This window comes from Arthrobacter sp. NtRootA1, assembly GCF_019976975.1.
GTDB lineage: Bacteria > Actinomycetota > Actinomycetes > Actinomycetales > Micrococcaceae > Arthrobacter > Arthrobacter aromaticivorans.
Genome location: NZ_AP024630.1, coordinates 879,410 through 892,419, shown reverse-complemented (window position 1 = coordinate 892,419; position 13,010 = coordinate 879,410). Strand labels below are relative to the sequence as shown.

The 13,010-nt window shown below is 61.5% G+C and carries 13 protein-coding genes and 1 tRNA gene; 8 read left to right on the top strand and 6 right to left on the bottom strand.

Annotated elements, in window-relative coordinates; all coding sequences use genetic code 11:
• Positions 1 to 19 precede the first annotated feature (19 nt).
• Positions 20 to 784: a DUF72 domain-containing protein gene (locus tag LDN90_RS04265; protein WP_223948039.1), complete on the top strand. Its 765-nt coding sequence runs from the start codon at positions 20 to 22 to the stop codon at positions 782 to 784.
• Here LDN90_RS04265 and LDN90_RS04260 read toward each other — a convergent pair.
• Positions 781 to 1,242, bottom strand: coding sequence for a GatB/YqeY domain-containing protein (locus tag LDN90_RS04260; RefSeq protein WP_223948038.1), 462 nt, complete (start codon positions 1,240 to 1,242; stop codon positions 781 to 783). The genes LDN90_RS04265 and LDN90_RS04260 overlap by 4 nt on opposite strands.
• 202 nt (positions 1,243 to 1,444) lie before the next feature.
• Between LDN90_RS04260 and LDN90_RS04255 the strand changes: the two genes are divergently transcribed.
• Positions 1,445 to 1,723 (top strand): DUF3040 domain-containing protein, encoded by a 279-nt coding sequence (locus tag LDN90_RS04255; RefSeq protein WP_223948037.1) that lies wholly within the window; start codon positions 1,445 to 1,447, stop codon positions 1,721 to 1,723.
• Between the two features lie 2 nt (positions 1,724 to 1,725).
• Here LDN90_RS04255 and LDN90_RS04250 read toward each other — a convergent pair whose 3' ends face one another.
• A complete protein-coding gene (locus LDN90_RS04250) occupies positions 1,726 to 3,042 on the bottom strand; it encodes an FAD-dependent oxidoreductase (protein ID WP_223948035.1) in 1,317 nt (438 codons plus the stop codon).
• 182 nt (positions 3,043 to 3,224) lie between these two features.
• Between LDN90_RS04250 and LDN90_RS04245 the strand changes: the two genes are divergently transcribed.
• On the top strand, positions 3,225 to 4,010 hold the full coding sequence (locus LDN90_RS04245; protein ID WP_223948034.1) for a histidine phosphatase family protein: 786 nt from the start codon (positions 3,225 to 3,227) through the stop codon (positions 4,008 to 4,010).
• Positions 3,988 to 4,911, top strand: a complete 924-nt coding sequence (locus LDN90_RS04240; RefSeq protein ID WP_223948033.1) for an NAD(P)H-hydrate dehydratase — start codon at positions 3,988 to 3,990, stop codon at positions 4,909 to 4,911. Before LDN90_RS04245 ends, LDN90_RS04240 begins: the two co-directional genes overlap by 23 nt.
• Before the next feature lie 3 nt (positions 4,912 to 4,914).
• On the opposite strand, the gene LDN90_RS04235 is transcribed toward LDN90_RS04240, so the two are convergent.
• The gene (locus LDN90_RS04235) at positions 4,915 to 6,600 is read right to left on the bottom strand and encodes an ATP-dependent DNA helicase RecQ (RefSeq protein WP_223948032.1); all 1,686 of its coding nucleotides are present in this window, start codon (positions 6,598 to 6,600) and stop codon (positions 4,915 to 4,917) included.
• A gap of 167 nt (positions 6,601 to 6,767) precedes the next feature.
• Here LDN90_RS04235 and LDN90_RS04230 point away from each other — a divergent pair, with 167 nt between their 5' ends.
• The 3 genes from LDN90_RS04230 to trxA all read left to right on the top strand — a co-directional run bounded on the left by LDN90_RS04230 (position 6,768) and on the right by trxA (position 8,917).
• Positions 6,768 to 8,027, top strand: coding sequence for a cation:proton antiporter (locus LDN90_RS04230; RefSeq protein WP_223948030.1), 1,260 nt, complete (start codon positions 6,768 to 6,770; stop codon positions 8,025 to 8,027).
• A gap of 153 nt (positions 8,028 to 8,180) precedes the next feature.
• Positions 8,181 to 8,468, top strand: a complete 288-nt coding sequence (locus tag LDN90_RS04225; RefSeq protein WP_216926960.1) for a hypothetical protein — start codon at positions 8,181 to 8,183, stop codon at positions 8,466 to 8,468.
• Positions 8,465 to 8,917 (top strand): thioredoxin, encoded by a 453-nt coding sequence (trxA, locus tag LDN90_RS04220; RefSeq protein ID WP_223948029.1) that lies wholly within the window; start codon positions 8,465 to 8,467, stop codon positions 8,915 to 8,917. Before LDN90_RS04225 ends, trxA begins: the two co-directional genes overlap by 4 nt.
• Before the next feature lie 334 nt (positions 8,918 to 9,251).
• Here trxA and LDN90_RS04215 read toward each other — a convergent pair whose 3' ends face one another.
• Positions 9,252 to 10,637, bottom strand: a complete 1,386-nt coding sequence (locus tag LDN90_RS04215) for an MFS transporter (RefSeq protein ID WP_223949235.1) — start codon at positions 10,635 to 10,637, stop codon at positions 9,252 to 9,254.
• A 236-nt stretch (positions 10,638 to 10,873) separates the two neighbouring features.
• Between LDN90_RS04215 and LDN90_RS04210 the strand changes: the two genes are divergently transcribed.
• Positions 10,874 to 11,776, top strand: a complete 903-nt coding sequence (locus tag LDN90_RS04210; protein ID WP_223948028.1) for a helix-turn-helix transcriptional regulator — start codon at positions 10,874 to 10,876, stop codon at positions 11,774 to 11,776.
• A 58-nt stretch (positions 11,777 to 11,834) separates the two neighbouring features.
• On the opposite strand, the gene LDN90_RS04205 is transcribed toward LDN90_RS04210, so the two are convergent.
• Both LDN90_RS04205 and LDN90_RS04200 read right to left on the bottom strand, forming a co-directional pair.
• Positions 11,835 to 11,911: transfer RNA gene (locus LDN90_RS04205), tRNA-Thr, on the bottom strand.
• 136 nt (positions 11,912 to 12,047) lie between these two features.
• Positions 12,048 to 12,926, bottom strand: coding sequence for a thioredoxin domain-containing protein (locus LDN90_RS04200; protein WP_216926958.1), 879 nt, complete (start codon positions 12,924 to 12,926; stop codon positions 12,048 to 12,050).
• Positions 12,927 to 13,010: the final 84 nt, after the last annotated feature.

Below are 13,010 nucleotides of genomic sequence, written 5' to 3'. Positions count from 1 at the left end.
GCGGACTACCATCCACAGCATGAGTATCCGCATAGGTACATCTGGCTGGAGCTACGACCACTGGGAAAATGTGCTCTATCCACCGGGCCTGCCCACGGCCAAGCGCCTGGCCCACTACGTGGCCCGGTTCGACACGGTTGAGCTCAACGCGAGTTTTTACCGTTGGCCGCGGGACACCGCATTCAAGAGCTGGCATGATCGCCTGCCTGCAGGATTTGCGATGTCGGTCAAGGCGCCCCGTGGTCTCACGCATGGGAAAAAGCTGTACAGCCCTGAAGTGTGGGTGGAACGCATTACCCGCTGCTGGCACGAACTGGGTGACAAAAGAGCTGTGCTGCTTGTCCAGCTTCCTCCTGATTTTGCCCGCGATGATGCCCGCCTCGATTACTTCCTTGCAGCCTTACCCCAATGGATTCGCGTGGCGGTGGAATTCCGGCACGATAGCTGGGACCACCCTGACGTCTACGCGTTGCTTGAACGCCACGAGGCAGCTTACTGCGTCATGAGCGGCGCCAACTTGCCGTGCATCCTTCGGGCCACGGCACCGTTCGTTTACATCCGGCTTCACGGACCGGATACTGAGCACCTCTACGGCGGCTCATATTCGGACGCGGATCTTCGCTGGTGGGCGGATCGGATTCGTGAGTGGAACAGCACGGGCAAGGACGTGTACGCCTATTTCAACAACGACGGCGGTGGCAACGCCGTGCGCAACGCCGATACTTTGCGATGGCTGCTTGGGAATGGCCGACTCGCTAACGGCGAGCCATCCGGCGGGTCTTAGCTCAGGCGACCCCGCACGATTTCGCTGACGGTCTTGCCATCGAACCGTCCTGCAACCTTGGCGGTTACCGGCTTCATCACGGCGCCGATTGAACGCATTGAGAGTTCCTGCCCGTCGGCTTTAAGAGCGGCGATGGCTTCGTCGACGATGGCTTCCACTTCTTCGCGGCTTAGCGGCTTGGGGAGGTATTCCTCGATGATCTCAGCTTCCGCAACTTCGGCGGCTGCCCTGTCTACTTCCCCGGCTTCGGTGTAGATGCGTGCGGTATCCCGGCGCTTGGCAGCTTCCTTTTGAAGCAGTGACGTAACCTGCGCATCGTCCAACTCGATGGGCGTTTTGCCCGACTTCTCGCGGGTGCTGATCTCACCCAGGACATTCCGCACGGTGGTGAGCGCTGTTTTGTTGCCCGCCTTCATGTGGCCAACGACGTCTGCTTTGAGGCGGTCCTTCAGTGACATTGTGCTCCTTGATCGGGGTTGCTACTTGCCATCGTAGTCAGTCTCCAAAGTCGACGCTGACCGGAATGAGGGTCTGAAAATTTTCCTTGCGGAGCATTTAGTAAGCATGCTTAGCTTATTGTGCCGCTGGAATTCCTTGAAAGAAACCGGTTGGCTCACCGATCGCACCGAGGAGCCTTAGCGCTACATGGGAGGGACAACCATGCATCTGAACGAACGGGAGCGCAGGGCGCTGCAGCAACTCGAACGGGAACTTTTCATTCAGGATCCGGGCTTGGCCCGTCAACTGGAAACAGGGATCCCCGCGCGTCGCACCTATGAACCGCAGGCCCGCCACGTTCTTGCTGTAGCAGTTGGAGTGCTGATGATGCTGTTGGCCATACCAATCAGTCCGTCCCCCTTGGGATATTGTGGCTTCCTTCTGATGGCGTGGGGATTAGTGGCACATCGCGTTCAGAAGGCCCGTTCCGCTTCCGACTGAGCCTATTCCTTTTCCAGGCCCGCATCGGTTGATGGCGCCGGACGTACTTCGGGAAGAGTCAGCCCGGAGAGCTCCTTCTCGGTTGGGCCACTGACCACCACCTGCGCGGGACTGTGCAGGAGATATCCGTTGAGCCAGGAAAATAGTGCCCGGACTTTCTGCTGGACTCCGGACAATAGGGCCAAATGGACCAAGAGCCAGGACAAGAAAGCGAAAAGGCCCTGCAACTGGATTCGTTTGCGGCCCAGTTCTGCCACGGCAGCACCCCGGCCCACCATGGCCATATAGCCCTTGTCCACGTACCGGAAGGGAGTACGGCTCCCACCGGCTAGGTCTGCAAGGATATTGGCCGCCGCCCACTTTCCGGCCTGTTGGGCTACGGAGCCGAGCTGGGGCAACTTCGCGCCAGTGGAATCGGTGATGTTCGCTGCATCGCCGATGACGTACACACCATCCACATCCGGGGCGGTCAAGTCTGGACGGACATCGACACGCCCACCTTTGCCCTGTGTCAGCCCCGAAGTGCTGATGAGGTCTCCCGCTTTCAAGCCGCCTGCCCAAACAACGATCTGCGCGGGGACAAAGCTCCCGTCAGCCAGCGCCACACCATCGGTTCGCACCTCGGTAACGCCCACTCCCATATGCAGTTGGACGCCCACCTTCTGAAGACGTTCGGTGGCGTACCGCTGGGACTTCGTGGAGAACATGTTCAACACGCTCGGGACCATGTCCACCAGATGCACGCGGCAGCGGGCAGCGAGCTGAGGAGAGAAGTACTTGCGGACCATGTATTTCACGTTTTCTGCCATGGCTCCGGCCGTCTCCACGCCAGTGGGCCCTCCTCCCACCACTACCACATCTACCAAGCCTTCGGAGTTTCTATCGGCGTGGTCCAGCAGCCGGGTAATGGCGGTGCCCAGTCTGGTGGCGTCCGTGACGGAGTACAGCGGAAAAGCATGTTGCCCGGCGCCTGGGGTGTTGAAGAAGTTGGGAACTGCACCTACCGCAATGACCAGGATTTCCGCCTGCAATGTCACGCCATCGGCGGTAGTGACTGACCGTTGCGCAGTATCAATAGAGGCAACACTCGCCGTCAGGACCCTGACAGTTTCATAGCGGCGGAAGACGGAGCGCAGCGGGCGCGTAATGGCGGAAACCCCGATCTGGGAAGTAGCCAGTTGATAAAGGAGCGGTTGGAACTGGTGGTAGTTGTTCGAGTCAATCAACAGGACGCGTACGCCCTTCCGGCCGAGTTTTTTGGCTGCCGCAACGCCTGCAAATCCGGCACCCACCACGATGACTTGGTATGTGTCCTCCATGCGAGCAACTTACTTCACCATGGGTTCCGGCAACAGTACCGGCGGGTCCCCTTATGTCTTTCATGCTCGACGGCGGGTGGACGGCCAGCGCTGGGACGGCAGCTCGCCGTCGTACGTTTATTCTCTGGTCCCGTGGGTACGCAGTGGGTAGTGTTCTGCATTCGGCGAAGCGCGCGAAGGAGTTGGTTTTCTTGAACGACGACGGCCTGACAGAGGCGGTGCAGGAGGCCGGGGCTGTTGAGTTGCTGCTGGTCCGGCATGGAGAAAGCGAAGGCAACGTGGCCGCAACGGAAGCCCGGCTGGCGCGGGCTGAGGTCATTGACGTCCCCGCCAGGGATCCGGACGTCAACCTCTCGGATACCGGCCAGGATCAGGCCAGGGCACTGGGAACTGCGTTGTCCCGGATTGCGGAGGAGTTCTGTCCGGACACGGTGGTCTCCTCCCCCTATGCACGCGCCCTTCAGACAGCGGAAATTGCCGTTCAAACAGCTGGGTGGTCCCTGAAAGTCCACACGGATGAGCGCCTCCGCGACCGGGAATTGGGCATTTTGGACAGACTCACCCGCTTAGGCGTGCAAACGCGTTACCCCGATGAAGCCGAACGGCGCCTCTGGCTGGGCAAGCTGTACTACCGGCCACCGGGCGGTGAATCCTGGGCTGATGTGGCGCTTCGCCTGCGATCCGTCCTGGACGAGCTCAACAATCTGGGAAGAGGACACCGCGTAATGCTCGTTTGCCATGATGCAGTGATCCTGCTGGTCCGATACGTCCTGGAGGGGATGTCCGAGCGGGAGATCCTGGACCTCGCCGCCGGAACGACAGTCCTGAACGCATCGATAACCCGGTATGTGCGCCCCTCTGGTGCTGGACCGTGGACGCTCGAGAGCTTCAATGTGGCCGACCATCTCACCGAACAGGGAGTTACGGTCACCGAGCATGCCGGGGATGCCAGTGTCCACCCACAGTGATTTCAACGGCGCCACGGGCCCCACGCAAGTAACGCCATCCCTTCTGCGCGATTGGCCGCTGCCGGCTCCTGGCGAAGACAAATACTCACGCGGCGCTGTGTTGATCATCGGCGGTGCGCGGACTACTCCGGGCGCCACCGTCCTGGCTGGCATCGCCGCCCTCCGCGCGGGGGCCGGAAAGATTACGTTGGCAGTCGCCGAGTCCGTGGCGGTGCAGGTGGGAGTAGCACTCCCGGAGTGCGGGGCGGTGGGCTTGCCGGAGACTGCCGATGGGTCCGTTACCGGTGAGGGGCTGGACGTCATCTCAAGGTATTTGGAACGGGCAGACGCCGTGTTGGTCGGGCCCGGCTTGGATGATCCGGACCTGGCAGGGGAATTGCTCACCAGGTTGTTGGAGCGGGAGGAGCTCAGAGGCGAAGATCCTGCCATTGTCCTCGACGCCTTCGCCCTCGGCGGGCTGGTGAAGCTAAAGGGGATGCTGGAACCTTGGCGGGGCAGGTTGATCCTCACTCCCAACCCGACTGAGGCGGGAGTCCTGCTGGGACGGGACGTAAACCACCTCGAAACTGACGTGGCCGTCGTCGCCGAACAGTACGGCGCAGTGGTTAGCTGCCAGGGCGTGATCGCACGTCCACCTGGAGAAGGCTCAGGGGACCCTGAACTGTGGAAGATCACCACCGGATACGGAGGCTTGGGTACCTCAGGCAGTGGAGACGTACTGGCCGGTGCCATCACTGGCCTCCGGGCGCGTGGAACCAGCGGCGCACAGGCCGCCTGCTGGGGAACCCACCTCCACGCCGCCGCGGCCGACCGCTTGGCCAGCAAGCTGGGCCCGCTCGGGTTCCTTGCGCGCGAACTCGCCGACGAATTGCCCGCCCTGATGCTGGAGCTGAACACCTGAAAGTTATGCAGGTTTCAGGAGTTCATGCTCCATAACAGCGCTGCGGGAGAGCGTCTTGTACCCTTCCTGCTCGAACAAGACGGTGATGACGTCGTCCTCATGCCTCATCACCAAACCCGGGCCCCATTCCTTGTGAATCACAGCGGACTGCAGCGGGAATGGATCGCTTTCGCCAGCCCGCTGTTCATCTGAGCCGCGCTCTTCCTTTGTGTTGTGAACACCATTGCCGGTTTTGGAAGCAGCGGCGCACACATCACAATTGCCGCACGGCTCCGAAAGTTCCTCACCGAAATAGCCCAGCAGGAACTGCCGGCGGCAGCTGTCCGTCTCCGCATATGCGCGCATCATCGACAGCCGGGACTGGTCAACGCGCTGCCGGGCCTCGGCCAGTTCGACGGCGCGGGCCACCAGGGCGGATAGTTTGGCTTTGGATGCCAAGCGGATGCCGCGCTTGCCTGTGGTGACAGCGCCGGCTTCCTCCAGCTGGTTGACGAGCCCGGTGAGGCGACGGACGGGGAATCCGGTCAGCTCCGCGAGCGCGCTCTTCGGGGCAGGAGCGCCTGCGGCTTTCAGGATCTTCAAAACTGCCAGGAGCGAATCCGGGTCCGGTGAATGCGCGCCGAAGAACTTCCGCAGGCCGAGATCCTCTTCGCGGTAATACAGTGTGGCAGCAGCCGGTTTACCGTCGCGTCCTGAACGGCCGATTTCCTGGTAGTAAGCATCCAGGGACTCCGGAATGTCGGCATGGACGACGAATCGCACATTGGGTTTGTTGATACCCATGCCGAAAGCTGTTGTGGCAACCACGACGTCCAGCTGATCGTCCAGGAACTCCTCATGGATACGCTCCCGGTCAGAATCAGATCGACCGGCGTGATACGCCTCCGCGCGGAGTCCTTCCTTTGCCAGTTTGGCGGCGTACTTTTCCGTGTCCTTGCGGGTGGCGGCGTACAGCAGCCCCCGCTCTCCCCCCTTGGCCAGGGAGGCAACCTGCTCCAGGACTGCTTTTCGCTTGCCTTTGTCTTCTTGATGGCGGACCACGTCAAGGCTGATGTTGGGCCGGTCAAAGCCCCGGACGAGGATCAGCGGGTCCTTCATGCCGAGTCGTTCCAGAATTTCATCGCGCACCGGAGGGGAGGCTGTGGCCGTAAGGGCCGCCACTGGAGGGTTTCCCAATCGTTCGCGGACATTTCCAAGATCGAGGTAGTCGGGGCGGAAATCATGGCCCCAGGAGGAGACGCAGTGGGCCTCGTCCACAACGAACATAGTGATGTCCAGTTTGGCGATCCGGTCCACCGTCTCCTGTTTTGCCAACTGCTCCGGGGCAAGAAACAGGAAAGTGGCTTTGCCGGACTCCGCTGCCTCCCAGGCGTCCTCCACTTCCGCGTCGCTACGGGAGGAGTTAATGGCGACAGCAACGCCGTCACCCAACTGCCCGTTCAGCCCATCCAACTGGTCCTCCTGCAAAGCAATCAAGGGAGAAACCACGACGGCGGGGCGCCCGGTTTGGTTGTAGAGGTACCTGGCTGCCACTTGGTAGGTGGCTGATTTGCCGTAACCAGTGGGCATGACCGCCAGGACGTCGCGGCCGCCTGCGAGCGCGTTCATGGCTGCGAGTTGGCCGGGGCGGAGCTTGGGAAGGGAAAAGGAAGACGCCGCAAGGGCGCCCAGGTCTGGATCATCGGACATTGGAAAACGGCTCCGCACAGTGGGTGTTGCGGCCGCTTGCTTCAGCCGAGGTAACCAGACTAACGCGGGCCGGGACCCGGCGTCGTGCGCTTCTTCCTGCTTGTGGATAACTCTGGCCCCTACCGGGAGTCCGGCGTCATGGCGTCATCGCAGGTGTAGCGGTAGCTTTGGAATACTTTTCCTTCGAAGCGGGCGAGGTACCGGAGGTACCGCTGATGCAGGGCTTGTCTACAACCTTGGTTCTGATCGCTCTACTGGCTGTGGCGGCGCCCTTGGCGGTCCGCTTCCTTGACCGGGTGGTCAAAGTGCCCCTTGTGGTGTTCGAGATCGTCCTCGGAATCCTGTTGGGTCCCAGCCTGTTGGGATGGATCGAATCTACGCAGTTCACGGATACACTGGCCGATTTCGGGCTGGCGATGCTCTTCTTCGTGGCCGGCAATGAGATTGATTTTGCCGATATCCGTGGCCGTCCCGCTATCCGTGCCACAGCCGGTTGGGTGATCTCGTTGGCCGCAGGCGTTGGCGCAGGCTTTCTGCTGGCCCCAACGCCGGAGGCCGCGGTCATCATCGGGGTGGCGCTGTGCTCCACGGCGTTGGGGGCACTGCTGCCCATCCTTCGCGATTCCGGTGAATCAAGATCACCGATGGGGATCGCCGTGACGGCATTGGGGGCAGCTGGCGAGTTTGGTCCCCTGATTGCAATCTCGCTGTTCTTCAGTGGCAGGCAGTTGGGACCGGCTACGGCGGTGCTTCTCGGATTTGTCTTCCTGGCCGGCATTGCGATTTTCCTGGCCTCCAAGGCGAGGCACACGCTCTTCCACTCGCAGGTCACCCGGACCCTCCACACCAGCGGCCAGTTCGCTGTCCGCTCCATCATGTTCATTCTCACCGTGCTCGTGGTGCTGAGCATGGTCCTGGGACTGGACATGTTGCTGGGGGCATTCGCCGCAGGCGTCCTTTGGAAAGTGGCCATTGCCCGTGCACCCGAACGGGACCGGAAGGTGATCGAAACCAAACTCGACGCCGTCGCGTTCGGGTTCCTTGTGCCCATCTTCTTCATCGATACCGGCATAGATTTCGATCTGGGCGCACTCACGTCCAGCCCCTCAGCCCTGGCAATGCTCCCGCTGTTCGTGATCCTCCTGCTGATCATCCGGGGCCTGCCATCGATGCTTGCTGCCCCGCCGAGGTCCACCTTCGCCGAGAAACGGGCAATCATGCTGTTCGGGGCAACAGGCCTGCCGATCATCGTTGCCGTCACAGCCATTGGCAGGGATCAGGGGTTCATTTCAAGCGGAATCTCATCGGCACTCGTCGGAGCGGGCATGCTCTCTGTGCTCCTGTTTCCGCTGCTGGCGCTTCGACAGGGTCAGCGTGGTGGCCGGAGGGCAGCGGAGGCCCGGGTCGCGCAAGAGGAAGTCCCTTAGGACAGCTCTCACCCGTCAACTCCAACCAGGTTTCATCGTCCGGGGCCTTTCGCCCCTACGGCACGGATGGGTCACGGCTGATACTGGGCATGGGCCTCTTTTCGGACCTAATGACGGAGCCGGTTCCACCGGTCACCATGAAAGGACACAACGATGGCACGATGCGACGTTTGCGGAAACGACGCTCCGAGGACTTTCACGGTCACGAGGGGTGACCAAAAGGGCACTTTCGACAGCTTCGAATGTGCCATCCACATGATGGCGCCGGCGTGCGAACATTGTGGCTGCCGGGTGTTGGGACACGGCGTCGAGACCGACGAAGGAATCTATTGCTGCGAGCATTGCGCGCGCGAAGCGGGAGCACAGCATCGGGAAAGACCCCATGCCAATACTGACCTCGTTGCCCCGGCCAGCCCACCGTCTGAAAGCCGGGAGGAATGACAGAAAACATCACCGTATGCCCGCACTGCGCTAAGCCAAACAGGGTTCCATCCAGCGCCAGCGGCCTGCCGCGATGCGGGCACTGCCATCAGCTGTTGCCTTGGATCCTTGCCGCCAGCGACGGAGACTTCGCCGAAGTCGCCGAAGGGGCAACTCTTCCGGTAATTGTCGACTTCTGGGCGGTCTGGTGCGGCCCGTGCCGGACAGTCAGCCCGGTGCTCGATCAATTGGCGCAGGAACGGGCCGGAACGGTGAAACTCGTCAAAGTCGACGTGGACAACTCGCCCCATCTTGCCAGGCGTTTCGGCATTCAAGCGGTGCCCACGCTCATGATCCTGATCGGCGGAAAGGTCCTCGCCCGCCGCGCCGGGGCCGCACCGGCAGCAGCCCTGCGCTCATGGGTTGATGGCGTCGTTTCCCAAAATCGCATGGTCGGCAAGAATAGCTGAGTCTGCAGGATCGGCTCCGCGATGGACTGGGAAAGATGCGAATCCATCCGGGACTTTGTGCCCTGTTGAGTGACCCTGGCCGCAACGTTCCGCACGGTCGGGCTGTCCCTTCCGGCCACGCCAATCGAGCGCTGCCGCAACGGGCGACCCCGGCGGCCGGGGGCCTCGGTCATCGACGAGGACATGCTGGTCTTCCGGACAGGCAGACATTCGCCCCCTAAGCGCTTTGTCCTTCACTCCCAGTCAACGCTTACAAAGGTACGCACGAGCCGCCAGGTTCGAGCGCCGGTCGGTGCGGGGCTGCTTCAAGCATTCGTTTGTGGAGATAATGCCGTCAGGCGGCCGGCACGGGTTTCCGGAGGAAAAGACCTACGACCAACGCGGTCAGGAGGCACAGACCAGCGTTCACCCATATCGCCGTCGTTACGCCGCTCAGGACGGCCGGGGCCTCGTTGTTGCCGATGGAGAGAATCTGGGCAGTGAAGATGGCACTCATGATCGGGATACCCATGGTGATGCCGATCTGCTGGCTCATGGTTGCCAGTCCGGTGGCCAAGCCTTGTTCTTCATTGGACAGGCCGGAGGTTGCGGTGACCATGAATCCGACGATGACGACAAGGTTGGCGACACCACCGATGAAGGTGGCCACTAGCAGCGGACCGATGGAGGCGGGATCGGCCCTGAGCAAGACGAGGGCACCGGTAGCGATCGCCTGGACGATGAATCCGTAGATGATGGCCTTCTTGTTGCCGATCCTGCCTATGACCTTTGGCCCGAGGATGCCACCAATCACGGTGCCGAGGCCAAGGACTGCGAAGGCCAAGCCGGCCCCGAGTGGGGTGTAGCCAAGCACCTGCTGCAGGTACAGGGTCAACAGGAATACCAGGGACGTTTCGGTGGCAAAGGCTAGGATGCCGGCAATGTTTCCCCATGCAACGGTAGAGCGCTTCAGAATCTCCAGCGGTACCAGCGGCGAGGTTGCCCTGCGTTCGACGGCCATGAACGCAACGACGAGCACGACTGCTACGGCGAGCGAGCCCAACGTCAGGGGATCAGTCCAGGAGTGTTCGGCAGCATGGGTAAGACCGAAGACCAAGGCCAGTAGACCCAGGGTCACCGTGATGGCGCCCGGAACGTCCAGTTTCAACCTGGTGGTGGGCTTGCTCTCGGCGAGAACGATGGGGGCGATAACCAGTACTGCGATAGACACCGGCACGTTGACGAAAAACGCCCACCGCCAGCTGAGCAGGTCGGTCAAAAGCCCGCCGAGGATGGCGCCAGTTGTGAAGCCCGCAGCCATCAGCGAGCCATTCAGGCCCAGCGCTTTATCGCGCAGAGGGCCCTCAGGGAAGGATGCCAGCAGCAACGACAGGGCGGAGGGAACAACGATGGCCGTCGCGGTGCCTTGGCCTACGCGAGCAATGAGCAGCAAGGCCGGGTCAGTAGCCAAGCCACCAGCGAGCGATGCTGCGCCCAGCAGGGCCATGCCGAAGATGAACATTTTGCGGCGGCCGACGACGTCCGCGACACGTCCGAACAACAGTGTCAGCCCGGCGGCGCAGAGGGCAAACGCCGTCGCGATCCACTGGAGGTTTTCCAAGCTGAATCCGACGTCGGCGCCGATGGCCGGGAGTGCGACACCGAGGATTGAGAAGTCAACGGCCAGGGTAAAGCTCGCCGCGAGCAGGACAATGAGTGCCAGCCGCTGTCGGCCTGTCATCCGTCCCGCCTGTGCAGTTGTCGGTTTCGCTTCGGTTGAAAGTGGGACACCTTGGCCCGTGGTGACATCCGGTTGAGTGGTCATGACGGCGATCCTTTTCTGGAGGGGGTAGCCGCCCGTTGGCGGCATCTTCACAACTCCACCGTCACGGAATGTCCCGGGAACAACCACACCCCCTCGTGCCTACCCCTGGCAGTGACAGGACACGACCGGTGAACACCGGCAGAATGAGGCTCATGAGTAGTCACAGTGAACTTGGGGAGTTCCTTCGCGTTCGAAGAGCTGCCTTACAGCCTGAGGACGTTGGCCTTCTGAATTACGGTATCCGCCGCGTACCTGGCCTCCGCCGGGAGGAACTCGCCATGCTCGCCGGCGTTAGCAACACGTACTACACCCGACTGGAGCAGGGCCTGAGCAACAACGCCTCCGAGGCCGTCATCGAGTCCATCGCGCGCGCCCTCGACCTCAGCGCAGACGAGCGTGCGCACCTGTTCAATCTTGCCCGGTCCGGGACCACCAAGCGGCGCACCGTGACCAAGCCGGACAAGGTAAGACCTGGCATTCTGAGACTCATCCAGTCAATGTCCGACATACCCGCGGTCGTCCTTGGACGCCGGAGTGAAGTGCTGGCATGGAATGGGATGGGTCATCGGCTTGTGGCTGGTCATTTGGACTTCGCAGCGCCCAGGACGCCTTCAACGAGGCCCAACATGACGCGAATGTTGTTCCTCGACCGTCACACCCGTGAGCTTTACACACGCTGGCAAGAAGAAGCCACCCGCGCTGTAGCATCGCTGCGGCTGGTTGCCGGCCGCTCAGCTGATGATCAGGAACTGGCTTCGCTGGTAGGCGAGTTGACCGTGAACAGCGATGAGTTCGCCAATTTGTGGTCACGGCATCCTGTTGAGAACTGCATGTCCGGCCTCAAGCACATGCACCACCCCGAAGTAGGCCACCTGGAACTCAATTTCGAGGTCCTCACCCCGCCTGATGAATCCGGCCACCGCATCCTGATGTACACCGCCGATCCCGGGACCCCCGCGGCCGAAGCACTGCAACTGTTGACTTCCAGCGACACTGGTTTGGGCGGGGAAGCAAGGTACGCAAGGGCCACGCAGACGTTCCAAGCAACGCTATGACTTCCCGGAAACAAAAGCCCCTCCAATCCGGGCAAAATCGCCGGAATGGAGGGGTTGGTGGAGCCCCCTGTCGGATTCGAACCGACGACCCCCGCTTTACAAGAGCGGTGCTCTGGCCAACTGAGCTAAGGAGGCATGCGCCGAAATCGACGCTAGATAAGGTTAGCCCAGACCCTCCCCCGCACGGAAATCACGAAGCCGGCCAGCCACCCCAGGTTGAACGCAAGGCCCAAACCCAGGGTGACCAGCCGCCGTCGAAAGTTCCTAAAACCTAGCCCTTGGCGTCAACTGCGGTCTGGATCTCAGCGTTCAGGTCCGTGGATCCGTCCCACTGCTTGCCGTCGATAAACACGGTGGGGGTTCCTGTGATGCCGATGGCTGCCGCCTCTTGCGTGGCAACCTTCACATACGGCCGGTACTGCTTGCTATCCACACAGGAGTCGATGTTCGCTGCGCCTACCTCCTTGGCCATGGACTTGAGGTCGTTGTCCGAGATGCCGGCGCTGCCTTCGGCAGGCTGGCGTTCGAAGAGGAGGTTGAAGAAGTCGGCGTACTTCTCAGGGGAAGAGTTCACCACGCACGCTGCAGCATTTGCTGCGCGTGAGGAGTAGTTGGTGGTGGACTGCTGGTCCAGGAAGCCAAGGGGGCGGTACTCGAGGGAAATCTTGCCTTCGTTGCGGAGTTTGGTGAGCGAATCACCGTAGGTTGTCTCAAACCGCTTGCAGACCGGGCAGATGAAGTCGATGTACGCGATCACCTTGACGGGCTTGCCGGCCTCGGGCTCACCACCGGGAACAGAGACAGTTGCAGGCTTGGTTGCCGGGGCCGAAGGGACATCTGCCACGTTCACGGACGAGGCATCGGACTTTACGACGTCGGAGTTGGCCAGCAATGTTACGCCACCGTGCACGTTGCCATTCGCGGGAGTAGGACCTTGATCGGCGATCGGTGCGCTTTGCTGAATGCTGGTGGTCACTACCAGTGCGATAACGGCAAGGATCGCCACCACCGCCACCACGATGCCCCACCCGATCAGGAGCTTGTTGCGCTTTTCCTTTTTCAGCTGTGCTTCGCGGATTTCTCGCGCTTTCTCCCGTGCCTGGGCGGTGCGTTCAGCCTTGGAGAGGCGGGGTTCGTTTGCGGGGCTCATCAGTTCCTCGGATTACTCGACGTCGTAGTGCATAGCTAGGGCAACGGGGCCAGTTTACGGGAGCAAACTTGAAGATTCGGCGCA

What these genes read in the sequence shown, in the direction of transcription:
- LDN90_RS04235 (WP_223948032.1), bottom strand. Translation starts at nt 6,600, where the DNA reads ATGTCCGATGATCCAGACCTGGGCGCCCTTGCGGCGTCTTCCTTTTCC.
- LDN90_RS04265 (WP_223948039.1), top strand. Translation starts at nt 20, where the DNA reads ATGAGTATCCGCATAGGTACATCTGGCTGGAGCTACGACCACTGGGAA.
- LDN90_RS04215 (WP_223949235.1), bottom strand. Translation starts at nt 10,637, where the DNA reads ATGACAGGCCGACAGCGGCTGGCACTCATTGTCCTGCTCGCGGCGAGC.
- LDN90_RS04210 (WP_223948028.1), top strand. Translation starts at nt 10,874, where the DNA reads ATGAGTAGTCACAGTGAACTTGGGGAGTTCCTTCGCGTTCGAAGAGCT.
- LDN90_RS04200 (WP_216926958.1), bottom strand. Translation starts at nt 12,926, where the DNA reads ATGAGCCCCGCAAACGAACCCCGCCTCTCCAAGGCTGAACGCACCGCC.
- LDN90_RS04240 (WP_223948033.1), top strand. Translation starts at nt 3,988, where the DNA reads ATGCCAGTGTCCACCCACAGTGATTTCAACGGCGCCACGGGCCCCACG.
- LDN90_RS04260 (WP_223948038.1), bottom strand. Translation starts at nt 1,242, where the DNA reads ATGTCACTGAAGGACCGCCTCAAAGCAGACGTCGTTGGCCACATGAAG.
- LDN90_RS04250 (WP_223948035.1), bottom strand. Translation starts at nt 3,042, where the DNA reads ATGGAGGACACATACCAAGTCATCGTGGTGGGTGCCGGATTTGCAGGC.
- LDN90_RS04225 (WP_216926960.1), top strand. Translation starts at nt 8,181, where the DNA reads ATGGCACGATGCGACGTTTGCGGAAACGACGCTCCGAGGACTTTCACG.
- LDN90_RS04255 (WP_223948037.1), top strand. Translation starts at nt 1,445, where the DNA reads ATGCATCTGAACGAACGGGAGCGCAGGGCGCTGCAGCAACTCGAACGG.
- trxA (WP_223948029.1), top strand. Translation starts at nt 8,465, where the DNA reads ATGACAGAAAACATCACCGTATGCCCGCACTGCGCTAAGCCAAACAGG.